We start from the raw sequence: 25,558 nt of genomic DNA, 5'->3' as shown, positions 1-25,558 counted from the left end.
TTTACTACAAAATTGCAATCTTGCTAAACGCCTGTTAGCGGTTTGTTGTTTCTTTTTTCAAGTCAATTCTTTATTCTGAAGTTAACATGGGAGTAAATTTTTATGGTTTTACTTTTAATTTCCAATAAAAATATACGGTTGCTAAATTCACTGCAACGAGCAACCAAAGTAATGGGTATGTATAAAAACTCTGGTAACCTCGCCCATGAGGGATTTCTATAAGTGGTACAGTTATTATTGCATCCAATACTAATGCTGTTGCTACCATTATTAAGCCTACAATAAATCCATTGTTTTTATTGCCGTTTTTATAGTAAATGGAGGCTCCAAATGTAGCAAACGGTATAATGAATATGCCCACAATGGATGCTTGCAGATTCAACGAATCTTTTGTGATTGATATATTACTTAGTATAGCAAATACTATAAATATCAGTAGCCACACTAATGCTCCAGTTAAAATTGCTCTTATTTTGTTCATTTTAATTTATTTGATCATTAATTAATAATTTTATTTTCGGTCCTAGCCAAACAAGCTAATATTAAAAGAAGAAAGGAAACGCTTGAAGTTATTGTTCGAATGAGGTGCAAATTATTCCATTTTACCTCAAACTTATCTCGCATTATTTTGGCATCTCCTACACTTATTTCACTCAAATTGATTTTTTCTAATAAAATATTCAATGGTATATTCCCAATCATTGTCACAACAAAAACACCCAGAAAATAAAATATAGATGCACCAACTATTGCCCAAAACATAAAACTATGATTGGATTTATATAAGTAAGCGGATAATGGGGATAGAAATATAGGACTAATAATTACGATATAGAACAATGGGTTGATGATGGTTCTATTCATATTTTGAAAAGATCTGAGGTAACTCACATCATCCAACTTTCCAATACCAGGTGTAATAGCATTCGTCCATATAAAAAACACACCCGCTAAAAGACCTGTAAAAAGTGTAGTTAATAACAAAGCGATTAGTTTTTTATCTAAAATAAATGTATCCATATGTGTATATTTTATTGGTGTTATTTATTTAGATTCCATATTCCAGCTGCTGCTGTTACTTTTGCATATTCTGAAAAATCAGTCGCTTTTCTCCCTAATACTTTTTCAATATCAGAAGATACTGTAGCATTACGTCCGTCCAATACCTCTGTAAAAAGATAATTGACCAACCATATATAGTCTTCCGGTAATTGATAGCTTCTTAAAAGCTGAACGTTTTCTTCTAAAGTGAGGGGTTGAAATTGAATACTTCTGCCACAAGCATCCGATATTTCGGTAATGGCTTGAGGTATGGTCATAAGTCTTGGACCTGTCAATTCATAGAGTTGTCCATTGTGTTTATCATCTATAATTGCTTGTACCACCACATCTGCGATGTCATTGGTATCTGTAAAAGGTTCTAATGCTTCGGCTCTTGGTAAGGCTACATGTCCTGCAAGAATTGGCTCAAGAAATACGCTTTCACTGAAATTTTGATTGAACCAACTTGCTCTCACAATAGTCCATTTTTTAGCGATTTTCATAACTGCCTGTTCGCACAGCTGGGCTTCTTTCTCTCCTCTGCCCGATAGTAACACCATTTTGTTTACACCATTATCATTGGCGAGAGTGGTAAAACTTTTAATAGTTTCAACTGCTGTGGGTATTGCTAAGTCAGGCTGAAAAGTAATGTAAACTGTATCTGCATCTTTAATTACTTCTAACCAGGTATCTTGGTTTTCCCAATCAAAAGCTGGAATTTCACTTCTTGAACCGATACGGATATTTTCATATCCTAAATTGAGTAGTCTTTCAACAACTTTGCCTCCTGTTTTTCCTTTTCCTCCAAGGATTAAAATTTTACTTTGCTTCATAATAATTGTTTTTAAATTAATGATGATGCAAAGGTGAGGTAGTTCTATATTTTACTTTTGTTGTAAAAGGATTAAGATTTGTTTGAAAGGAATTGTCGCTTGATTTCGTTAGGTCTGACACCAAACTTATTTTGAAATGCATTGGAGAATGAACTCAAACTGTCATACCCAACATACCACGCTACTTCTTGAACACTATCATCAGTGTTGCTAAGCATCTCATAAGCTTTTTTGAGACGTTCTTCTTGTAAATATTTAAAAACAGGAACACCAAAAAGCTCTTTGAAATTCTTCTTGAGTTTATTGTTATTAAGGCCAATAAGTTTGGATAGCTCATTCAAAGAAGGAGGACTGGAAATGTTGTTCTCCATAATTTCTTTAGCCTTGAAAAGCTTTCCTTTATCTTCATTAGACATATTTTCTTTCTTATCAGATGCAAGGAATGCAAAAAAATGAGATAGCAATTCATTTACCTGGCTTTTTAAAAACATTCGCCTTGTATTTCCTTTGTATTTGGTGGTCATGATTTTATTTACGGCTTTTTGCATGTCGGGAGTCATGTAAAATCTTGGACCTTCCACAAAGTCAGTGTTTGGGGCTAATAATTCTGGCAAAAAATCGCTAAAAATTTCTTGCTCTTCTTTAGGTAAAGTATGGAGCTTATTTAGTTTTGAAAAAATGCTTACAGATTGTAGTGGTCTGTTTGGTCCGATTTTATGAGAAAACTCTACCTTGCTGTTGCCAAAAAATGAAATCGCAGCACCATTTGTGTTAGTAACTATTTTTGTTTGGTTTTGATGTTTAATTTCTAGTTCTACTTCGCCAGAACTATAAAAAGCAAATCCTACAGCATCTCCATCAATGGCACATGTTTGCACAATGGTCTTATCAGAGTTGGATTGCTCAATTAAAACGATGAAGTTATTGATTTCTATAATATCTGTTGTCATTATTTATTATTAGATTCTGTCGTCTCTGGTACAATGATCGCTAAGTTTCTCGTGCTACAAGCAGTTTGGGACTAAATTAAGCCCATTCTTCGGATTTGCCAAATCAAAACTTATTTCAAATTGTGTGTTGTTGCACAACTAAAATTCCTTCTTAAAATTCTGGTTTGTCAAATTATTTAAAATGTAGCATATTGATTCTTAATATATAATTTTTTTTTAAAATATGACTAAACGTTAGATTTAGTCTTTTTTTAGTTGTGCAACAGCCACGTTTGTTGGCAGTAGTTTTTATTTTTTTGCAAACATATATTTTCGATAAAACCATCCAGTATTATAGTATTCAAATCCCATGTTTTTTACTTTTCTAGTATTTAATTCTTTTTCCAAAAGTTGTACGTTTGAAACAAAACTACTAGTTATTTCAGATACTTTTCCTGATTTATAATAAATTATTATTGATTTTGATTTCCATGTATATTTTCCAAAATAGACTTCTGATTTTGAATAACCTAACACGTCATCAAAATCGGCTTTAGTTATTTTAAAATTTTTTAGTTCAAATATTGAGATAGTGTTTTTCTTAATAACAACGTATTTAAAATAGAAACAAAAGAAGTATAATAAATGAAATGTAAAATAACCAATGAAGAAGATGAAGAAAAATGCTGAAAATAAAACACTTGTTTTTAGACTACTCATTGACTTTTCAAATATTTTTAAAATTACATATACTAACATCGTTAAGCTAGATATTGCAAAAATAAATTTTATTGTCGGGAAAAGTATTCTAGGATAAAATATCTTCTTCAATTTACTTCGGGTTTTTAAGCTTGTAGCGTGTGTGCTTGTTGCACAACTAAAATTCCTTCTTAAAATTCTGGTTTGTTAAATCATTTAAAATATAACAGATTGATTTTTAATATGTAATTTATTAAAAAAAATGATTAAAAGTTAGATTTAGTCTTTTTTTTCAGTTGTACAACAGCCACGTGTGTTAGTGGCAGGCTATTTATATTTCTTAAACCAAAATCCTTTTTCTTCATTTGACCATTCTTCAACAGAACCCAAAGAATCTTTAATTTCTTTTGATAATGTGTAACAATCCAAACATATAAGGCTATCATTTCTTTTGACTAAACATTTATTGCTATTTTTTTTCTTGATAAAACCATCTCCGATCTTTACTAAATAAAAAATTTCAGCATTTACTCCCACTGATTTAAATTTTCCGTCTTTATATATTTTCAACGTAGCATTTCCGCCTTTTGCTTTTACCATTTCCGAGATAGATCCATCTGCTTCATCAGATAAATTTTCCCTATAAACATCAACCATAGTAAGATTATTACACCCTTGAAGTATTACTAAAAATAACAATAATATAGTTTTTCTCATTTGTTAACGTTTTCTCTTTATCGCCTATGGCGGATTCAAGACCTTAATGCAACAAGGTCATTTAATATTGTAATAATCAAATTTAGTTTTTATTTCAATTCAGCATAATTTCAGAATAACTTTTTTGGCTTTTTTAAATAGCCAAAAGTTATTTCCGAAATTGACTTTGTCTATGCGGCATAATTGGTTATTTCTTGATTCATAATTTCATTAGGAGTTTTGTATCCCAAAATCTTCCTAGGTCTATTGTTTAAGCTGTTCAATGGTTATTTTATTGAAGTCAGTTCCTTTAGGGAAAAAACGTCTAATTAATCCGTTTGTATTCTCGTTAGTTCCTCTTTCCCAAGAAGAATAAGGATTAGCAAAATAAATATCCATTCCTGTGTTATTAGAAAGCCATTTGTGATTAGCCATTTCAATTCCGTTGTCGTAAGTCATTGTTTTCCTGATGTATTTAGGCAGTGTATTTAAAATTTTAGCAAATTGTTGGGTTACTGTTTTAGATTTTCTGTTTTCTATTTTGACAATAAAAGTGTATCTGGTTTTTCTTTCTACAATGGTTCCAATAGCATTCTTTTGTCCAGTTCCAATCATTAAGTCACCTTCCCAATGTCCAACTTCAACGCGAAATTCAATGTGTTTAGGCCTTTGACTAATATTGATTTGGTCTTTAATGCGAACTCTATTTTTACCAAACTTTCTTTTTTCTCTTCTTTTGTGATGATGATAGGGAAGAAGCTTAATCAATTTCTTTCCTAAATATGATTGTCGATGCTTGTAAATGTGCTGATAAATTGCTTCGTGAGATATTGACATTGTTATGTCATTTGGATAGAGCACTTTAATTCTACCAGCAATTTGTTCTGGACTAAATCCAGAGAGTAATCCATCCTCTATATACAAAAGCTTTGAGACTTTTATGAGTGCTTATTTTGTCTCTATTTCGTTTGTTTAAGTATTCTTCTTTAGCAAAGAAGTCTGCAATTGTTGCATCGTATTTATGAGAAGCTTTTCTAATCCAATTATTAACTTCACGAGTTATGGTAGATCTGTTTCTTTTAAGTTGATTTGCAATGTAGCTTTTGGATCTATTCTCACCCAGTAAAGTCTGAATAATAATCCGTTCATTTAAGGTTAATCGCCTGCGTAATTTTTCCATAATTCAACAAAGATAAAATTTATCATTTGTTGCATTAAGTTATTGAATTCGTCGTCGAGTTTCAAATTTGCCGTTAATGTCCTGTGGCTTGGAGAGATTTGGGACTATTTTTTTTTTTCGTTTATGACTAATTTTTCAAAGACAATACCAATTTTAAATTCAGCCGAAAACCCAAATCTTGCCAAACGCTCTTAGTAGTAAGTTTTTAATCTAGAAGATATTTTTTTATACTTCCCTTTTTTAATTTATTTTTCAAGTTATCGCATTCTATTTTAACCATTTCGTCATTGTATTGAGTTTTTCCGAATTCTATTAGAAAACAGCCATTATTTCCTGAAACAACTAAAGAATCATTATTCCAATATGCTTCGGTCACATCACTTACGAAAACTTGACTTGTATTATCATCTGTCAATTTAGTTAAAGATATTGACGAAAACATTTCTTCATATCGAATAGTAAAATCATCTTTAATGCTAACAGATTCATCGCAAGAAATGAAAGTTAATGATATAAATATTGCGCTAATTTTTATGAATTTCATTTTCGATATATGGTTAAACTTGCCGCTAACGTTTTGCAGCTTTAAGAAGTTGGGGATTTGGTTTGCCTAAACTTTCGATTAAACACCGAAGTTCAAAATTACAAAACAAATTTTAAATTAAGCCCGAAAACCCCAATTTCTTAAAACTGCTGTGTGTGCCCTGCATGAGCAGGACACACGCCGTAGGCTTTGATAAAAATCCGAAAATACAAATTTTGGATTAGAACACAAATCTTACAGCGTGTTATTTTTCCAGAGGGTGCAAGTCCCTTATGAGCGGATTGAAAACCCGAATCATTAGTACGTCGCAAGCTGGTTTACCGTGAGGTATTCAGTGAAGGAAGCGAAACGACAAAGTCCGGTACTGACGAACAGAAACGGCATAGGAGGCTGTTATACGAGGATAAGCAAGCACACCGTTGTAACGTCCAAAGATTATCAAAATCGTATTTCAGTAGATGCCGCAGGAATTGGATGAAGGAAAAAGCTCTTACCATGGGAGGTCTCTTAAACCACGAGTTGGTTATAAAGAGAAGTCAGCAGAAGTCATAGTACTTGTGGCAACGAGTTACGCCAAAAGGCATGGAGGTCTCACAAACAAGGAAGGACTGAACGTTATTCTCTGTAAAATTAAAATAATAAAGATACTCTTAGCTTATTTATAAAGTCTCAGATAGCCTAATTGGTGCAAAGAGCAATTATATGATGGATAACGAACCGCCGAGTACAGCCTGTCCCGAAAGTTTGCGGGATGACCCGTACGCTCGGTGGTGTACTCAGGTTTTTATTGTTTTTTTGGTTTTCGTGAATATAAATATTTGAGAGTCGCACTCCGTCAGTTGCTGGCGGAGCCGTCTACTCGATTAGGCGACGTAGCGCTCATTTCCTTAATAATATTAGCTATAACTTCTGCGTGATTGTCTTTAACACCATTAATGTCTAGAGTTCCACCGAGTATGAACATTTTTTTATTATTAAATCTATCGCCCAGCTTATCTTTTAGCATTATCGTTTTCATACTTTGAGCGATTCCCATTTCGTTAAGCTGACTATTGGAATAACCGGCGGTGCAAATTACCGCACCATAGTTGAACTTTTTCATTTTCTTTATACCGGAAATGTTTTTATAAGCGTAGCCGACTGAATAAACCCTGTCAAACCAACCTTTTAATTTTGCGGGGCAATTACTCCACCACACCGGATATAGAAAAATTACAGAATTTGCCCAATCTAATTTTTCATGCTCTATTTTCACATCGTTTGGGATTTCATTATCGAAATTGGAAAATGCTTCTCTTTCGTACTCTTGTTCAGTCATATCGCTTTGAAAATTCATTTCATAAAGATCAGAAACTTTAACGCTGTGTTTTTGTTTGTAAATTTCTGCTTTTATCTGCTCCAAAATTTGGAATGTGTAAGATTTCTTACTTGGATGACAAAATATAACTAAAATATTCATCTTTTTATTTTTTAGATAATTGCTCGAAGTTAACCGTAACGCCACTGCTATGTCGCCTAACGTCAGTCTGTGAAAAAACTAAAATCAACCTCTTGAGAATCTCATATTTGATTTTTTTCTTTGGTAGCCCTCCGAATACTTGCTAAATTTGATGAGGTTTTTTCACAGTCTGACGTCAGTCTGTGAAAAAAACTCCGTTTATTTTTATTTCAAAAGTAGTCAAAATTGAGTAACATAAAGAGGAAAAGTTGTATATTTAAGCATGCAACACATATCTGGAATCTCCCGTTAACAGTTACAATTAAGTAGTTTAGAGGATAAAATCAGTCTTGATAATCCTGTTCGTTTTATTGAAGCTTTCGTAGAGCATATCTCGCTTGAATTGCTTGGTTTTACGACTCGTATTCTTAAAAGTGAAGGCCGTCCTAGTTTTGAATCAAAAGTATTTCTTAAACTTTATCTTTATGGATAGATATCTCAATAGTCTTGGAAGTTCGAGAAAGCTAGAAAAAGAGAGCATTCGCAATATAGAATTGCAATGGCCTTTGTGTGGCATTGTACCCAATTATCACAGTATCTCTGATTTTAGAAAAAATAATCCATCGGGATTAAAAAAAATGTTCAAGTTGTTTGTTTTGTTTCTTAAAAATGCTGAGCTGATTGCTGGGGAAACCATTGCTATTGATGGCACCAAAAGTCGGGCGCACAATAGTAAGAAAGCCCATTCTTCGGATTTGCCAAATTCTCACAAATACAAAACCAACTTTCCATTAAGCCAATTTCCCAAATCCGTTGTAGCGTGTGTGCTTGTTGCACAGCTAAAATTTCCTCCTAAAATTCTAATTTGTTAAATTATTTAAAATATAATGTGTTGATTTTAAATGAATTAATTGATTTAAAAAAGATTAAAAGTTAGATTTAGTCTTTTTTTAGTTGTGCAACAGCCACGTGTGTTACCAGCTGTATTTATATTTCCGCACTTATTAATTTTATCCAGTCTTTTCCAAATATTCTCAATTCATAAATCCATAAATTTTCTGTTTTGTTGTTTTTGAACCAATAATCTTTTGAATAGTCAATCCAAATACCATTTTTAAAATCTTTGTCATAAATAGAAAATGAATCTCCGTCAAATTTTACAATTTCGACAATATTTTCAATTATAAATTTAGTTTCTATTTTTAAAATTGCTATTTCTGCAAAACGGTAAAGTTTAAGAAAGTTTTCTTTAGATAATTCCGCTTTAAGAGTTAGAAGCGTTTTTGTAAGATTGCTAATTTCATCTTCTGTAAAACTTAAATTTAAGTAGTTAAATTTGAAATCAGTTCCGTTAAGTTCGATTGCTTTCTGTTCAATTTCTTCGATTGTTAAAATTTCATTTTCTGAAATTATTTTTTCTGAAATTGAGGAAATGAAAGAGATTAATTCAGGTAATTTTAGTTTTCTTTCTTCCAGTTTTCGCAATGTTTTTATCTTTAAATTTCTTTCTTCTGTGTTCATTTGGTGTAATATAGCTGGTAACTTTCCCGCGCTACAAGCAGTTTGGGACTAAATTAAGCCCATTATTCGGATTTGCCAAATCTTCCAAATACAAAACCAACTTTCCATTAAACCAAATACCCAAATCCATTGTGGCTGTTAGCAGTAGTACTTTATTTAAGTTTTTTTAATTCTTGTTTAACATTTAATAAAGTTTGCATATAGTCTTGAATTGCGTGAGAATTTACAGAACTTAAATTATGCACTAAATTATTTCTGAAACGTCTTAAATAATCTATTTGATAAGCTAAACTCATATCTAATTTATTTTCATTATTTAACGCTTTAACGGCTTCAATAACAGAATAATGCCTCTGAGTGAGGTTGGCTTTTTTAAGAAGTATTTTTTCAACATCATTCCATTCTTTTAAGAAGTCGCCAATATCTCCAGATTTCAGATAATCATTTAAATTCAATTTTATGTCATTGCAAATTTCTAAGATTTTATCTTGTTTTGGATAAAGTGCACTTTCTGGGATTATATTAAAATCACTTCCCCAAAAACTTTGTTTTACAGGAATTTTGAATTTCATAATAAGTCTGTTATTAAAATCCAATTCTGATTTTGAATCATAATCGCTTGTTACATCTGTAGTTCCAGCTAAATATCCTTCTTGGTAGAATGGTCTAAGAGCATCAGGGGGTGTAATGCTTAAAAGTCTAATATTTACAATGTCTTCTTCTGAGTTAGATGAAATTCTGTTTGTTAAATAAGGTAAGCCAAAAACAAATATGTATGCAAAATCAGTTTCATTTTTTAAAAAAGCAAAAGAGCAAGCTACCCTTAATGACTGTGTAAAATCCAATAGAGGAGTTGAACAGACTTCATAGTGTTGTAGAATGCTCCACTGCATTAATTTTTTTCTTTTGAATTCAGAGTAACCAGTTATTTTTTCTTCTGCAAATCGTTTAGATACTTCTTTACTTGCTTCTTCAAGTATATCAAATCGATATTCTAATTCATTTTTAGCCACATAATCGCCTCTATAAATGCTAGGTAAAAAGGTTGAAGAATTTTTTCTGTTTGTATAATCATTTCCTTGTCCTCTAAAGAATAACAATTGATTTTTGTTATAATAAGCGAGATGAGCAACTTGTGCAACTAATTCAGGGAAAGTTTCAACTAAAAACGGTTCGCTTTTAGAAATAAATTTTGGATCATATTTTTCAGCAAGTTCTTTTGATAATTTTCCTGTATAGTTTTGCATGTATGAACTGAATTGGTTGATAATATTACTACTAAATAGTATATAGTTTGATAAAATAGGACTTAATCATACCTAAATTTCGAGCGACAGGTCTTACTTTAGTATGTCTTGATGCCTCCAAATATATTCTTTTTCCTTCAAAAAATATAAACATTTTCTGAAATATACCCTTCTGTTTTGCTACTTCCCATTTTCTTTTTTCAACTTCTGACTTCTAATTTCGTACTTCTACCTTCGCATGAGGGATGGGAGCGGCATCCTCTTGGGGCGGGGTTCGCCCCAAGAGATATAGCGTACAGCCCGACGCCCGCTAGGCCTTTGGTTGTGGTGAAAATCCAAACGTCTGGCGGGGGGCATGCCCAACATTAAAGTATTGGGATGAGGTATGTTGTCTACCATTACTTGATTTCGTCGAGTAGCTCTTGGTAGGAATAGGTTTTGGTGGGAGTGTCGCTCTCGGTGGTGTTTTTGACCTTAACGCGTAGGGCGCGCAAACCCGAAACGCCTTGTAAATCCTCGATTTCTAATTGCTCTACGGTTGGCTCAAGGATGTTCTTGAATTGTAGGTACTTGATGTATTTGAGGTATTCTTGCTCTTCGTTGTTGTGCGAGTACACAATGGTGATTTTTTCTTTTTGGGTGATGCGCTCTTGGGTGCCTTTGATATGGGCTTTGTCGATGCGTTTTTTGACCACTTCGTAACGGGCATTGTAGGTGCCGTCTACATCAAAACGTTTTTCGTCCATGCGAAAACGAATCGAAAGCGGGGCGCTAAAGACCAAAATCAACGAGGTAACATCGAGTTCATACGGCAAAGAGGCTTTGAGTTGGTGGTGTTCCAATTCCATTTCGCAAAGGGTTTGTAATTGCCAAAGGCGCAAATTGTGCAAATACATCATGTCGAAACTGCGGGTGGGGGCAATGCTGGTGCCTATGTAGAGGTTGTGTTCTACGCCATCGGTTTTGAAGCGTTCGTAGTAATGCGGATAAATTTGCTGTGCTTCGACTTGTTTTTTGTCAAGGACAGCAGCTAGTTTTTTGTTGATAATCGACATGGCGTTATCGAATTTTTTGCGGGCGTGGTAAAACAATCCCGTTTTGGGGTCCAAACTCGCAAAATAGCTGTTTTCTACTTTTTCGGTATCAAAATCCATTTTGGTGTTTCTCAAAATGGGGTGAATTTCGGTTTCGATGTAATTCTGAATCAGCTGCTCCGAGTCGGCTTTGAGCGGCGCGTCGAGTTCGTTGTAGAACGACTGTAATTCGAATTGGCGTTGCTCGAGCAACAACAAATGCTGATTGGATTTTTGGTTCGCAAAAATATCCAACAATGTTTTTAATTGGTTTTTCAAGTCTTCTTTGACTACCTCGTTACGGTGAACAGAAGAGCCTTTGATATCGATTTGACCATAAAGCGGAAAGACTTCTTTGAAGACAATTTCCTTGAAAATATACTCTTTGTTGAAACTGTTGGTTTGAATGTATTTGTGGGCTTCTTTTTTGAATTTCCAATACACGCTGGGGTGAATGGCTGTATATTCTCGTTGGATCACGGCTTCGACCTGATGCAAAACATCGACGTTATGGCGTTCTATAGTGTCGATTAAATAAGGTTTAATCAAATCGAGTTTTTCGGCATTGAGGCTGTTGAGTACTCTAGCGGTGGGTGCCACGAGTTCAATAACACCCAACAACACATTGTTTTTGATGACAGGTGAAAATACCGCGCTTTTAATGCCTTGCGAAAGCAAATGTTCGCACAAGACTTTATTTTCTGTTGTGAGTATGTATTGGTCTACATCAGCAATGACTAGTGATTTTTTTTCTGTGATGGCTTCTTCGAAACAACAGCTAAACAGCGAATCAGAACAACTCAATTCTTGCTCGTTAAAAAGCAAATAGCTCGACAAGGTCTCATCAGAATAAGGCGGTTTGATAAAGGTATTTTCTTCTTGATTGTACAAAATGAATCCCACTTTTAGTTCAGGAATTCGAAATACCGAACGGAAAATGGTTTCAAATTCATCTGCATATTTAGGTTTTTCGATTTCGGATTTCAAAAGGTTACTTTTTAAATTCGAAATAGCACTTTCGGTCGTGGCATCATACAAGGACACAATTCCAAAGCCTTTGAGAATCCAACTTTCTTTAGGGAATTTGGCTTTCCAAAGGTCGATATTGTCATAATTATCGAGCAATTCATGTACTTCTTCTGGGGTTAAAGTCAATGATTTTTCGGTAGGAATGATTTCGACAAAATCAGCATTGTACATGATGCGATAATGATTCATAATGCCGTTTTGATCTTGGATATCAAAAAACAAAGGTTGGTTGAAATTGATTTTTTGATCATAGAATTCATTGAGAATCATGGCGCAATTCATAATGTACAATTGGTCATCGTCTACATCTCTTATCGAGAATTCTGGCGTAAATCCTTGGTGGTGGAGTATTTTTTTGAATCGTTCGGTATAATTGAAGGTCAGATTTTGAAAAGGAATGGCTACCGCTTTGATTTCGTTGTGGGTTAAAGCGGTAGGAAACAAGTCGGCAAGTAAATTTCGGACTAAGGCTTCGTTGTTTTCGATTAAGCTTAAATCCTCGATTCCGTCTCTAAATTCAGGAAAAGCTTCGATTTCTTTGAGTAAGGCTTTGGCATAGTTGGAACGGTAGTCCACATTGGATTGCGCAATTTCTTCTAAAGATTCGATGAGTTTATGAAACGAAATGAGCGTTTTGAAAGGACTTTCTTTGAGTGTAATGCTTTTCATCTGCGTAGGCTTAAGAATGCAAATTTACACAATCTTTGTGTGCTATGGCTCAAAAAAAATCCTCAACTGCACGGGCAATTGAGGATTTTTTTGCATTTCAGAAATAAAATCTAGTTTTTCTCTTCTTTGTTGAAATATACTAGGTAGTAGTACATTTGTTTTTCTTCGTCCCAGCCTTTTTCTACAAATTTTTCGGCACTTTCTGGATTGATAAAATCCATTTTGATTTGGATATGCGTATCTAGATTAATCACGTTTTTGATGGATTTTCTAGCATCCGAAACAGCAGCATTGGCAATAGGGAAGGAGGTCACATCTTCGATGCTGTATTTTTCTCCTTTGTCAACTTTATAGTTTTTGAATTCAGGAATCAAATCGGGATTATCAATAACCTCGTTCAAGAAATTCGATTCTTCAAATTGGTCATTTTTAGCAAAATAATTCACCGAGCGGTTCATGAACATTACTTCTTCTTTTTTGTCTTCGGCAGGAAAAACAACATCTTTGGCAAAGTTTTGACAAAATTTCAAATATTTTTTGGTGATGAAGTTTTCGTCCTCAAAAGCATCTACAGAAAGGAAATGCTCCAACCAGTAGCGCGCATCATAACGATTGCTGTCTACAGTCAATATTTTGTAGCCTTCTTCTTTTTTGTGGTTAAAGATTAAACAACCTTTGTCAAGTTTGTTCAAGCTCACGCCGTGTTGTAGAATCATCTCCAAATGCGTTTCTTTTTCCTCAAATTGTAAAAAGTCGGATTGGATTTCGCTTTTAAACACACCAATAGCGTCTACCACGTTATTGTCTATCGAAACGTTGGTCAAGTGCGCCACATACACCTCACCATTCTTGATGTGTGGATGATTGGATTGCTCGAACAAGTGTTGTGTGATTTGTTTAGAAACTTCGTGTAAACTACCTGGATTATCAAAAATTTGAGAGGCAAATTTGAACATGTCGTTGTAATCCAAATCTACTTCGTGTGCAAATTGAAAGTAATTTTCTTCTTTTTCTCTAAAAGGTTTCAAGAAGAATTCTTTAATCAACGGAACAATTTCATCGTTGAGGTTAAAAGGTTGTTCTGATAAGAAGATCGCTTCATTACGACTCTTGTTTCCAACACGATGTATGGAAAGCGTTTCGATGTGGGTGTTGAATAAGTTGATCATTATGGTAAGCCCCTCCCGTCCTCCCCAAAAGGGAGGAGTCAAGCACTGGACAGTTTATTTGATTAAATACTTTTTTGAAATCTCGTTGTAGTTCCCCTTTTGGGGGCTAGGGGGCTTCTAGTTCCAATTCTCCTCGAATCCGTAGTCTTCGAAGCTATCGTCACCACTAAACATATCTAGATCGTCTTCGTCAAGATCGTCTTCGAATTCGCCGTAGATGTCGTCATTCATATCGGCTTCAAAGTTTTTTTCACCGGCTTCTGCTGGCATAATACCGTGAGAGAATAAGGTTTCTGGATACGTGCCACCAGCCACTGGTTCTTCTATTGCAGCTAATTCAACCAAGAACGTCCACATGTTGATGAAATCGTACACATAGATGATTTTGGTATTGGCTTCATCAAGGATATCAGACAAAGCGTAATCGCTCATGGTGCGTTGTTCGCCAGGAACATCTCCCGTATCAAACAAAGGAATTTCATCTTCTTGATTCCAAGTTTCATCACAGGTATAAAAGGAAGCTACTTCCATACCATCAAAGCCAAATGCATTAAAAATAGCGTTGTGTAAATCTTCTAAAGTATCGTCAGAAAGTATTGCTATGTCTCTAAAAATGTCTTCTTCGGCATCTAGAATAACTCTAAATTTATAAACCATAATTTTTGTTTTTGTTGAAACGTCAAAGGTAAAATTTAATTTTAGAAAACCGTTTTGCAATCTTATTTTGTTGAAAAGATTTTATTTTCAAAAGCTGCACAAACAAAAAAAGCTGTCCATAACAGACAGCTTTTACTATGATTAAAATTGAAGTTTTAGTGTTTCTCTTCAGAACATAAACCTACGATTTCATGGAATACATCGTGTAAGGCAGTCAATGATTTTAGTGTAGCTTCGTCTGAACCTTTGGATTTTACTAGTTTGTCCAAGTCTTTAGCGCCTGCTTGTAATTTTTTGATAGAAGCTAAGATTGCTGGTGTTTTGAATTCGGCTGGGATAGCTTCTTTTGACAACGCATCAGCTTTTTGAACCATTTCTTCAGAACGCGTTTTAATTGGATTCAAATCACCTTCTTCTGCTGGATGAAAAGTTTGTGACATTACCCCGTGGAAGGTTTTGATAGCAGGCCATTTTTCAAAAGTAGTTTGTGCAGACAAATTAGAAACGACTAAAAAGAAGAACAAAACAGGTAAGAATTTTAAAGATTTCATGGTTATTGTTTAAAGTTATTGGTTCAAAGGTATCAACTTTTTAGTTGTTGAAAAAAAGAACGAATTTAAATAACAGCCATTATAAGTTAAAATTTGTAATATAGGATACTCTCAAGGTTGGATTATCTTCTTGAATCGTATTTTTATAATTCCAAATATGTTGATGAATGTAAGAGAGCTGAATTTGATGATGCGCATTGATATTGTATCCAAAACCACCAATAATTCTATTTTGATTTAAAAAGGTAGCTCCAGCATTACTACCAATATTCATAAATACTTCATCACCAACAAAAGTAAAGAGTTTCACCTTGTCGTCTTTTTTGGTCAAATTATAGTTGGCTAAGAAAAGATAACGAAGTCGGTTTCTATAATCATAATGATCTATAGTATATTCCGTTTGACTTGATAGGGGATCTTTTTGTCCAACCGCTACGCCAACATATCTAAATTCATCTCTTAAACGATTAACAAATTTAAAATCGCCTGAAACAATGGTGTAAGTGCCTTGTATCCAAACATGATTTTCGGGAATGCTAATTTTATTCATAGCAGGATCACCATAAGAATAGGTGTTGTAGTGTGAATAACCAAGGCTTCCCATGAATCTCTTGGTAAACTGGTAATCAATAGATGGACGAACAAACCATTGTTGTTTTTCACTAAAGCCATTCGCATAGCGCATTACGGCTTCAAACGAAATGGACGTCTTTTTGGTAATCATGTTTTTTCCAAAATAATGGAACCAAATGTCATTATTTTGCGATTTTACTTGAGCAGAAGCTTCGGTAAAATTCAAGAAAAGGCATAGTAATAGTATTGGGAATATTGCTTTTTTTTTCATTTTGTTTTATAAAGTGAAGATGTAACTTGAATATAGGAACGCGAGTAATACTCCCGCAAGTGTTTTCTTGCGGGAAGTACAATCGCAACCCTAACTAAAATCAAACGACTTAATACAATTAATTATTTTTGACCTTTCATTCTAGAAGACAATTTGTGATCTGAGAAAGTGATGTGATCATCTAAACCAATTATGGTTACTTTTCCGCCTTTTGCTACATATTCGTTTTCAAAATGATGAATGTTTTCCATAACCGAGTGATCTACTAGTTTTGTTTTTGTAAAATCAATGGTCACATTCATGGCTGATGGTAGAGCTTCTAATCTACTTTTGATTCCTAAAAAGTTACTAAAAATAGCCGACTTTTCTACCTCGACTAAATAATCATCACCGTTTGAGGAAACCAATGCAGTAGCTTTGAATAAAGAACTAATTGGAGCACCATGAATTAAGTGAAAGAAGATTTTTAATAAAATCCCTGCTGCAATTCCTACCAATAAATCTTCATGAAGGGTAAAGAAAATAGTAATTAAGAAAATGGCCAATTGTTCTTTACCAATGTTTAATGTATGGATAAATTCTCTTGGGTGTGTTAATTTAATTCCTACTGTGATTAACATGGCTGCCAAAGCTGCATTTGGAATCATTTCTAGAATTGGAGCTGCTAACAACACAAATAATAAGATAAAGAAGCCATGAAAAAAGTTTGCCCAACGTGTTTTAGCTCCATTATTTACGTTTGAAGAAGAACGAGCTACTTCAGAAATCATGGGTAAACCACCAAAAATAGCTGCAATTGTATTTCCTATACCTACTGCAATCAAATCTTGATTCATGTTTGATTTTCTTTTGTAAGGATCCATCAAATCAATCGCTTTCACTGTAAGTAAAGATTCAATGGTACCAACTAATGCAAACATGATTACATATTTTATGAATAAACCTGTTTGAGAAATACCATCAAAACTGATGTTAATATTGATGTTGTCAACGAAATTACCAATTTTCACTAAAGAATATGCTGGTTCTGTTTCTTTGAAATGCATGAACAATTCACACGGAATTGCGAAAAGCAATACTACCAATGGAGCTGGAATCATTTTGATTGTTTTGTTTTTGATGTAAGGCCATCCTAACATTATGGCTAAACTAACAACACCTATCAAGGTAGCTTTTGGATCTAGATTCATAATAAAATTCGGAATGTTGGCAATCAATTCTAAAGGTCCTTTTCCTTTGGCTAAATTTGGATCGTCATTAAGTAAGACAGGGAATTGTTTGGCTATAATGATGATACCAATGGCGGCAAGCATCCCGTGAATAGCTGAAAGCGGAAAAAAATCGGCCAGTTTACCTAATTTTAAAACCCCAAAAAGGATTTGAATTACTCCAGCAACTGCCATAGCGCCCAAGGCAAGTTTCCATCCAGTGATTGGGTCTCCTTGACCGAATTCTGCAACAGCACCAGCAACAATTACGATAAGTCCAGCGGCTGGTCCTTTGATGGTCAGTTTTGATCCCATCATCAAACTGACTACTAACCCCCCAATAATGGCGGTTAAAAGTCCCATGATAGGAGGGAACTCAGAAGCTTTAGCAATACCTAAACTTAGCGGTAACGCTAGTAAAAAAACTATGAAACCTGAAATAGCATCTGTTTTAAAGTTCTCTTTTAATCCCGCAATTCCATCTGCAGGTATATTTAGTTTATTTTTTAATGACATTTTTTTGATAATTAAGTTGGTTAAAATTAGGCTAAGCTGATTTATATGGTAATTCGTGATTGGTCTTTACGTGAGGTCCCAAGAATAATCGGGCATATACACGTATGCCGGCAATTCCTGAAACAACGAAGCAAGAAGAAATAAGAAATGCTAATAGGTATTGATTGCTTTCAATATGACTAAACAAAAGATCCTCACCTATAAAAGTGGAAGTAATTGGAAATCCTGTAACACCTAGTGCAGCAATCAAAAAGAAAAGCGCAAATATTGGATGATCATAAGCATGACCCAAATATTGATTAATCAAAATGCGTTTTTCTAATTTCTTGAGTTGTAATAAAGAGATATACCCTATGATTCCAGAAATCGTTATCCCTGATAGGTACATAATAAGTTCACTTGCTGTTACTTTTTCGTTAAACAGAATAGCCATAGCAATCCAAAAATGACTCAAAACAATTAATGTCCAAGCTAAGAATGGTGTTTTGCGCTCCGAAAATGATTTTAATACAAAGACAAAACCAAAAAAAGCAAATAAGTTAGGAATACTATTTATTATTTCAGGGGCTACACTCTCTTTGAAAACATATATTACTGTTCCTGCCGAATAAAGAGGTAAGAAGATAAGATATACTCTATTTAAGTTTAAAAAATCTAATGATTTTCCCAAGGCTCGCAAAGGTCTCCACAAAAAAGCACTTTGAATATTTTCTACATGAAATTCATTCAAACTAAGCACATACAAAGAATTACGTATACGTTTTGAAAGCCAATGGTTTTTCTTTTCTTCTAATGGAATAAAATTATAAAATTGATCACGAATCAAGTAACTTACTACTGATGGTGATACTAGTAATTGATAGGTGCGCAATAAGGCATTTCCAGTAAAATGAAGTAAGGCTAGATTGTCTAATCCTAAAGCAATTTCTATGAAAATCAATCCAATTTGCGAAATAGAGCTGTAAGCGATTTGACTTTTTACATTGGATTGTACTTTACCAATCATCGAAGCAATGATGCTTGTGGTCAATCCCATGATGCCAATGGCAATTCTTACAATGATTTGGTGTTCCCAGAAGGGATACGTTCTCAGCATTAAGAAAATACCTAAATGAACAGATAATGAACCATAAAAAATAGCACTTGAGGGTGTTGGTCCTTCCATTGCTCTAGGTAACCAACTCGAAAATGGGATTTGAGCCGATTTTACAGCTGCTGCACATGCTAAACTGAAAGCAATAAAGAAACCAATAAAAGTATGACTTTCTAAATGATGATGGACTAATACATAATTGTTTAACTCAATAAATGTTATGTTTTCATGAAACAAATGATGACTAGCCCACATGGCTAAAATCAATCCAACATCCCCAATGCGATAAAGCGAATACACTTTGAAAGCATTTTTTACGGGTAAATAACGCTCTCTGTAAAAAGCAATAAGTAAAAAAGAAGAAATTCCAATGATTTCCCAACCAATGAATAGCGTTTCAAAATTGCCAGAGAGAATGGCCAAATTGTAACCAAAAAAGAAAAAAAGCACAGTATTAAAGAAACGCTTATATCCTTTTTCTCTATGTAAATAATACCTGCTGTAAGTAGAAATCATAGCCGTTAATAAAGCGCCAATTAACAAATATACCGCCGAAATTTTATCAAAATAAAAATCGATAAAAAAGGTGTAATTGTCCGTTTTTACTATCGTTAACTCATCTAAGTTTAAAGTTTTGCTTCCATTTAAAATCCAAAAGATGGTAAAAATAGCAATACCTGTAAGTTGCGTAAAAACGATACCAAAAGCCAACCAGGAAATACTGGATTCTTTTCTTTCTGGAATTAGTAAACTGATTACAAATCCAATAAATGGTAGTAATATAAAGTATTGTAGTATCTCGTTCATAAGGGATATTGTTATTTTAGAATATAGATTGGAAGGTTTTCTTGTGAAACTTCTGCCAATGCTAACTCGTCATGAATGCTTGCGTTCTCTTGCTGAATAGGGGAGTAGGCTTCAAAGGCTTCATCTATGAAATGAAAGAGTTCTTGATTTTCAGGATGAACTACAATCAATTTTACCCATTGATTTTTGAACCATTCGTAAGTAGCAGGATTTTTTGAAATCGCATATTTAGCCACTTCAGGTAAGTGTTCTACAACAATTAATAAGCGGATAGGATCATGTACCTCAATCATTTGACTGGGTAAACCAGAACGCAAATCACCATCAATACCATTGGATACACCTATCAATCCCATAACGTTATGAGGTAGCTTACTACCAGCACCTAGTTTTTGGTTGTCTACTTTAGAAAAATAATATTCTAAGTTGATTCCACCGCCAACAGGAGCAACAGCTCCAAGAATTCCAGCAAGATAATCTCCCTTAGGATCAATTTGATAGTCGTATGAATTCATAAACGAACGTCGGTCCAAAAACAAATGCTTAGACAAACTTCTACGGCCTACTATACACATAGCATTGGTGGCATGATTTAATTCAGGTCTAGGTTCGAAAAGTGAAACGGAACGTCTTTTGATTTTTTCATGCACTTTTTCTAGACTTTGTGTAGAATCAATCGTGTCAAATCGGCGAGAACGTTCTTTGGCATTTCTAGATAAGGCTTTTGCAAAAGTAATTTCGTTTTGTTGATGTAATTCTTTATTGCTAGCGGTTAGCGTTTCTTCATCATAAAAAGCAATCTCATCTCTTGTGGTGTCGTGCAACGCAGGTAAAAATTGTGTTGTATCAGGAATAAGGAGACCACGTTTTTTCAGGATTTCACGAACTTCAGGATGATTAGCAGCAAAACAAGCCACCTTAGCATTTACAGAACTTGGTCTTCCACAACAAGCGCCACAATCATAGCCGGCATAATGCGTATTGTTTACACTAGTGGCTCCATGGCCTATGATATAAACTATTGGTGCAAAATTAGACACCAATCCAATACTTTTTAATAAACCTTCTATACGGTTTGCCATTTCCTCAACAGTAAAGCCTACTTGTAGCCCATCTATATTGTCAAACGTATCATCATGTTCTATGATTAATTTTGATTTTTTATTTAGATGCTTAAAAGAGGCACTAGTTGCTGGAGTTAGAGTTGGTTTCCAAATGTTCAAAAACAATTTTAAGGCTGCCGAAAAACCAAGAGTTTGACTGATAATCCAGCCAAAAACTAAGGAATGCGAATGTTTATGATAGTGTAAATCTCTAGCTTGTTTTTTCTTTCTTTTCTCTTCCTTTATTAAGTATTTCGGTTGCATAGGTGCTGGGCAAAGTTTAGTAAAAAACTGCCCATTAACCGGTTGATAAAAGAATTCGAAATTAAAGAATGCAGGAGTACCAAAGGTTATTGCTGAATTATCTAAATGCTCAATGTGTCTTCTGAAGGAACACTCACGATCATCCATACAGAATAATCCTTGAAAAGAAGGTGTTGTGGTTGTCGCTTCTTTTTCAACTGTTTTTATTCCTGATAAAACTTGGTCATAAAACGTCCACTCGAATGCCTCTTGCCAAAGCGATAAGGTTTCAAAAAGTTCTGATTTTTTTATTTCTTCAAATAATGGAACCGGTTTTTGGTTGATTTTGAAACTTAAAGGAGGCCAAATGGAATTGAATTTTTGATCCAAACTATCTAATTCAAGCAGTAATTCAAACTGAATTAACTCTTTTAGAGAAATAGAACGTTTGTCTAATAATGAAGCTGGATTACCTTCAATGGTAGCAACGATACCACTCCAACCCGGATGGCTAAACTGTTGATCAAATAAATAGTATTCATAATAAATAGGATCCCCAACAATGATATGCAGCAACTCTTCAATAGAGGCTCCTTTTTGGAGCATATTTTTAGCGCGTTTGGTTTTAAGAATACCTATTGAACTGTTTTTATCTAGTTCTTTGATAGACTCCAAGAAACTATCTTTCAGTACTGGAAACGTAGTAATTGCAATTCCTTGATCGAGATAGCCACAAAGAACTTTGAATAAAATGCTGTATGTTGATTTTTCTAGATTGATGGCGTATTCTTTCTTCCATGTAGAACGGAGGCTTCCAATTCTAGGATATATTGACTCGTCATAGTTTTTGTAAAGAAGATTGTGCTTCCAAGTAGCGAGTTGTTCTTCTCCTTTTTTTGAACGTATAACCTGCTCAAGAACTTCATTATTGATTTCTTTTTTATCAAATCGTTCTCTAAAATTTGCTAATGGCAAATAGGTTTTGTAGCCAAAGATTTTAGAGGATTCCTCTAATGCTTCAAAAAAAGTCTTTCCTTGAAACGCATGTAGGGTATTGTGATGAACAAAATCCTTTAGCGGGTTTTGCGCTGGCAAATAATGCTTTAGACTATGAAGGACTTCATGTTCATCAAAAACTATAGAAGTTGATTTCATTTTAAAATATATTGCTAAAACAGCCCAATAGTATTGATTGCAAATAATTGTACAGTTGTCCTTTTTTCTCGGACTAACGCAATCTTCACTAACTTTTGGGTTACTTTAGGGGGTTAATAAACTAATAATCGAAAATGTTTTTCAATAGGTTTACTAACTCAAATGATATTTTAAATTGCAAAACAGCAGAAACAAACCACTTTTTTTATAGAAATAGCTTTTGTGGTATTTAGATTGGGTAGTTAAAAAAAAACTCCCCAAAGAATTTAGTGTAAATAAATTGTTTTGGACTTGTAGAAAAGGGTTTATTTCAATCTCGCTGTATTCAAAATCCTCTTCCATGTCGGAGGTAGGATAAGTAATTTTCGATAATTTTGAATGATCACCTTTTGTTGCAGATTGAACCAGATTCTCTTTTTCTAATTTAAAAGAGGAAAAAATCGGAATAGCACTAAAAGCCGAGTACAATAAAAAATTAAAAAACACTAATAAAAAGAGCAAGGCAATCTTGCTGTTGTTATTAATATGTTTTTTTTTGATCTCGTTCATGAATTGCCAATTTTGGCACAAACATAAATAAATTGATACTGAATAACCAAAGAGGTGTTTTACTTTTTTTTATTATTATGAAATATCAAAAAACAGAAAGCTTTTTTTAATGAATACTGTTTTTAACAACATTTTTTTGTTGAATTATTAGAGTTGTTTGGTGGTGTTTTATGATTTTAATTGATTCTTTGGGTAGATTTTTATATTTTATTGAGAATTTTCTATTTGATCAGGATTGCAATTCAGCCTCGTTTTTCTACAATTCGGTCATTACTTTTTAGAGAATTCATAATCCCGAAAGATATTTGCTTCATCAAAAAACAAACAGAATAATGGAAACAAGTATCAAAAAAATCGCAGACAAATTCTTTTTAGTAGCCCTATTGGTTTTGATGAGTAGTATGGCTCTTGCTCAAAATACCATTTCAGGAAAAGTTATCGATCCAAAAGGTAAGCCCGTAGTTAGCGCCAATATTTATATTGAAGGCACTTATGATGGCGCCACAAGCGATGAGAAAGGCCTTTTCTCATTCGAAACCACAGTCAAAGGAAATGTGACGCTAATCATAAGCTCTTTGATACACGAAACGGCAACTCTCGTTATAGATGTAACCAATTACAAAGACAAAACGATAACGCTCAAAGAGAATGTCAACACCTTAGACGCGGTGGTGATTACGGCGGGAACCTTAGAGTCGGGAGAGAAAGCTCGTGTTTCAGTATTGAAACCTTTGGATATTGTCACCACAGCGGGTTCTGCTGGAAATATTATTGCTGCGCTACAAACTTTACCAGGTACTCAAAACGTGGGTGAAGACGGTCGTTTGTTCGTTCGTGGAGGTGAGGCCAATGAAACACAAACTTTTGTCGACGGTATTCGAGTGGCACAGCCTTATGGTGCTGCTACCAATAATTTGCCTACTCGCGGACGCTTTTCTCCGTTTTTGTTCAGCGGCATCTCTTTTTCTACTGGAGGTTATTCTGCAGAGTATGGCGAAGCTTTATCGAGTGTGTTGTTATTGAATACCCAAGACGAACCCGATCAAAACAAAACCGAAATTTCGTTAATGACCGTAGGTTTGGGCGTTGGAAATACACAAAAATGGAAAAAAAGCTCCTTGAGTGTTAATGCCGCTTACATCAATTTGGCTCCGTATCAAAAAGTGGTGCCTCAAAATATCGAATGGAACAATCCTTTTCAATCGCTATCTGGCGAAACCGTGTATCGCTACAATTTCAATAACGGAATCTTAAAATTGTATGCTGCTTTTGATTCCTCCAAATTCGATTTGAATCAAGAAAGCGTTAATTCTCCTAACAAAGTCAGAGTCGATTTGAACAATAACAACTTTTACTTAAATACTTCTTATAAAGGTGTTTTTGGGAACAATTGGCAAATGACAACAGGATTGAGTTATGGCTATTCAAAAAACAAATTGGGATTGGATTTGGATAAACTAAACAATGACGAAAACGCCTCACATCTTAAATTCAAACTCCGTAAAAGCATTTCGCAACACGTTAAATTGGCTGTAGGAACAGATTATTTCATTACTCGTTTCAACGAAGATTTCACGCCAAATTCTGGATTTGGTGGTACTAGCGGATACAATTCCTCAATAGCAGCAGCTTTTGCCGAAGGCGATATTTTATTCACCAAAAACTTTGCTGCCAAAGTAGGGGTTCGGGCCTCATACAACGATTTGTTGGACGAAACCGCCATTGCTCCTCGTGTTTCCTTGGCTTACAAACTAAATAAAACCAGTCAGTTTTCTTTCGCTTATGGCGATTTCACTCAGGCGCCAAGTGTCGATTTTATCAAATATTCCAAAATGCACCAATTCGAAAGCGAAAAAGCCTCACATTACATCTTGAACTTTCAATACAACAACGACCGTCAAACGTTTAGAGCCGAGGCCTATTACAAAGACTACAGTAATTTGGTAAAATTCAATACAACAACGCCAATGTTTAATTCAGTGTACAACAACAACGGTTCTGGTTATGCCAAAGGACTAGATTTGTTCTGGAGAGACGGCAGCTCGATTAAGAATTTAGAATATTGGATTTCTTATTCTTACATCGATACGGAGCGCGATTATCGCAACTTCACTAAACAAGTTACGCCAAGTTTCGTGGCGGATCATACAGCGTCTTTGGTGACCAAATATTTCATCACCGACTGGAAATCACAAATCGGTTTCACCCATTCGTTTGCCACAGGTCGTCCGTACAACAATCCTAACGAGTCCCAATTTATGAACGGAAAAACCAAAGCTTTCAATAATTTGAGTTTCAATTGGGCGTACTTGGTGTCGCAACAAAAAATCCTGTATTTCTCCGTGTCCAATATTTTACAAACTCAAAATGTCTTTGGTTACGAGTACGCCAATACTCCAGATGCAGCGGGCGTGTACAACCGCAGAGCCATCACACCAACGGCCGATAGTTTCTTTTTCGTAGGTTTCTTCTGGACCATCAGCGACAACAAAAACGACAATCAGTTAAAGAATTTATAAGTTAAATTGGAGCAATAAGCATAGGGCTTTTCCAGCAGGCATCGTCCCGTGATCCGCTATATCTTTGCTGCCGAACCCCGTCAGCAAAGGATGCCGCTCCTCCCGGGGCTAGTTAGGAAGAATCGTTTTCAAAATACTTGTAGAAATAGCATAACCCTTTCAGCGTTCTAAACGCTGAAAGGGTTATATTTTAAAAGATAGTCATCAAAAGAATCGTTTATCCTGCAAGGTTTTTTTTAACCTTG

General features: G+C 34.5%; 21 protein-coding genes and 1 pseudogene. 2 read left to right on the top strand and 20 right to left on the bottom strand.

Translation table 11 applies throughout. From position 1 onward, the window contains the following. Nucleotides 1–100 precede the first annotated feature (100 nt). The 9 genes and pseudogenes from WFZ86_RS04875 to WFZ86_RS04830 all read right to left on the bottom strand — a co-directional run bounded on the left by WFZ86_RS04875 (nt 101) and on the right by WFZ86_RS04830 (nt 7,381). Complete coding sequence (locus WFZ86_RS04875; protein WP_342690889.1) at nt 101–481, bottom strand: DUF5367 family protein; 381 nt, start codon at nt 479–481, stop codon at nt 101–103. Nucleotides 482–498: 17 nt separating this feature from the next. After that, nucleotides 499–1,020, bottom strand: a complete 522-nt coding sequence (locus tag WFZ86_RS04870) for an anthrone oxygenase family protein (RefSeq protein ID WP_342690888.1) — start codon at nt 1,018–1,020, stop codon at nt 499–501. A 20-nt stretch (nt 1,021–1,040) separates the two neighbouring features. Beyond that, entirely contained in the window at nt 1,041–1,874 is an 834-nt protein-coding gene (locus tag WFZ86_RS04865) for a Rossmann-fold NAD(P)-binding domain-containing protein (RefSeq protein ID WP_342690887.1), read from the bottom strand. 71 nt (nt 1,875–1,945) lie between these two features. Next, nucleotides 1,946–2,824, bottom strand: a complete 879-nt coding sequence (locus tag WFZ86_RS04860) for a helix-turn-helix domain-containing protein (RefSeq protein ID WP_342690886.1) — start codon at nt 2,822–2,824, stop codon at nt 1,946–1,948. A 288-nt stretch (nt 2,825–3,112) separates the two neighbouring features. Beyond that, nucleotides 3,113–3,634, bottom strand: coding sequence for a hypothetical protein (locus WFZ86_RS04855; protein ID WP_342690885.1), 522 nt, complete (start codon nt 3,632–3,634; stop codon nt 3,113–3,115). 195 nt (nt 3,635–3,829) lie between these two features. Then, nucleotides 3,830–4,219: a hypothetical protein gene (locus WFZ86_RS04850; RefSeq protein ID WP_342690884.1), complete on the bottom strand. Its 390-nt coding sequence runs from the start codon at nt 4,217–4,219 to the stop codon at nt 3,830–3,832. Between the two features lie 170 nt (nt 4,220–4,389). Then, a pseudogene (locus tag WFZ86_RS04845) lies at nt 4,390–5,378 on the bottom strand (IS30 family transposase). A gap of 205 nt (nt 5,379–5,583) precedes the next feature. Next, a complete protein-coding gene (locus WFZ86_RS04835) occupies nt 5,584–5,922 on the bottom strand; it encodes a hypothetical protein (protein WP_342690881.1) in 339 nt (112 codons plus the stop codon). An 835-nt stretch (nt 5,923–6,757) separates the two neighbouring features. Further along, complete coding sequence (locus WFZ86_RS04830) at nt 6,758–7,381, bottom strand: NAD(P)H-dependent oxidoreductase (protein WP_342690880.1); 624 nt, start codon at nt 7,379–7,381, stop codon at nt 6,758–6,760. A gap of 464 nt (nt 7,382–7,845) precedes the next feature. On the opposite strand from WFZ86_RS04830, the gene WFZ86_RS04825 reads away from it, so the two are divergent. After that, a complete protein-coding gene (locus tag WFZ86_RS04825; RefSeq protein WP_342690879.1) occupies nt 7,846–8,232 on the top strand; it encodes a transposase in 387 nt (128 codons plus the stop codon). Between the two features lie 115 nt (nt 8,233–8,347). Here WFZ86_RS04825 and WFZ86_RS04820 read toward each other — a convergent pair whose 3' ends face one another. The 11 genes from WFZ86_RS04820 to WFZ86_RS04770 form a co-directional block, all read right to left on the bottom strand. Continuing rightward, a complete protein-coding gene (locus tag WFZ86_RS04820; RefSeq protein ID WP_342690878.1) occupies nt 8,348–8,881 on the bottom strand; it encodes a hypothetical protein in 534 nt (177 codons plus the stop codon). A 152-nt stretch (nt 8,882–9,033) separates the two neighbouring features. Next, nucleotides 9,034–10,128, bottom strand: coding sequence for an FRG domain-containing protein (locus WFZ86_RS04815; RefSeq protein ID WP_342690877.1), 1,095 nt, complete (start codon nt 10,126–10,128; stop codon nt 9,034–9,036). 398 nt (nt 10,129–10,526) lie between these two features. After that, the gene (locus WFZ86_RS04810; RefSeq protein WP_342690876.1) at nt 10,527–12,899 is read right to left on the bottom strand and encodes a GAF domain-containing protein; all 2,373 of its coding nucleotides are present in this window, start codon (nt 12,897–12,899) and stop codon (nt 10,527–10,529) included. A gap of 110 nt (nt 12,900–13,009) precedes the next feature. After that, nucleotides 13,010–14,068 carry a nucleoid-associated protein gene (locus tag WFZ86_RS04805; RefSeq protein WP_342690931.1) on the bottom strand — a complete coding sequence of 353 codons (1,059 nt, stop codon included), beginning with the start codon at nt 14,066–14,068 and terminating at the stop codon, nt 13,010–13,012. 117 nt (nt 14,069–14,185) lie between these two features. Further along, nucleotides 14,186–14,725, bottom strand: coding sequence for an IS1096 element passenger TnpR family protein (locus WFZ86_RS04800; RefSeq protein WP_159686032.1), 540 nt, complete (start codon nt 14,723–14,725; stop codon nt 14,186–14,188). Between the two features lie 155 nt (nt 14,726–14,880). Beyond that, nucleotides 14,881–15,276, bottom strand: coding sequence for a hypothetical protein (locus WFZ86_RS04795; protein WP_342690875.1), 396 nt, complete (start codon nt 15,274–15,276; stop codon nt 14,881–14,883). 79 nt (nt 15,277–15,355) lie between these two features. Beyond that, on the bottom strand, nt 15,356–16,120 hold the full coding sequence (locus tag WFZ86_RS04790; protein ID WP_342690874.1) for a DUF2490 domain-containing protein: 765 nt from the start codon (nt 16,118–16,120) through the stop codon (nt 15,356–15,358). A gap of 122 nt (nt 16,121–16,242) precedes the next feature. Beyond that, nucleotides 16,243–17,844, bottom strand: a complete 1,602-nt coding sequence (locus WFZ86_RS04785; protein WP_342690873.1) for a SulP family inorganic anion transporter — start codon at nt 17,842–17,844, stop codon at nt 16,243–16,245. 31 nt (nt 17,845–17,875) lie between these two features. Continuing rightward, the gene (locus WFZ86_RS04780; protein ID WP_342690872.1) at nt 17,876–19,744 is read right to left on the bottom strand and encodes a proton-conducting transporter transmembrane domain-containing protein; all 1,869 of its coding nucleotides are present in this window, start codon (nt 19,742–19,744) and stop codon (nt 17,876–17,878) included. Between the two features lie 11 nt (nt 19,745–19,755). Next, nucleotides 19,756–22,245: a YbcC family protein gene (locus WFZ86_RS04775; protein WP_342690871.1), complete on the bottom strand. Its 2,490-nt coding sequence runs from the start codon at nt 22,243–22,245 to the stop codon at nt 19,756–19,758. Nucleotides 22,246–22,398: 153 nt separating this feature from the next. Next, the gene (locus WFZ86_RS04770; RefSeq protein WP_342690870.1) at nt 22,399–22,794 is read right to left on the bottom strand and encodes a hypothetical protein; all 396 of its coding nucleotides are present in this window, start codon (nt 22,792–22,794) and stop codon (nt 22,399–22,401) included. A gap of 392 nt (nt 22,795–23,186) precedes the next feature. On the opposite strand from WFZ86_RS04770, the gene WFZ86_RS04765 reads away from it, so the two are divergent. Beyond that, the gene (locus WFZ86_RS04765; protein WP_342690930.1) at nt 23,187–25,313 is read left to right on the top strand and encodes a TonB-dependent receptor; all 2,127 of its coding nucleotides are present in this window, start codon (nt 23,187–23,189) and stop codon (nt 25,311–25,313) included. Nucleotides 25,314–25,558: the final 245 nt, after the last annotated feature.

The sequence above is a fragment of the Flavobacterium polysaccharolyticum genome, from assembly GCF_038739875.1.
Lineage (GTDB): Bacteria > Bacteroidota > Bacteroidia > Flavobacteriales > Flavobacteriaceae > Flavobacterium > Flavobacterium polysaccharolyticum.
This window is presented reverse-complemented; position numbering and strand designations above follow the sequence as displayed.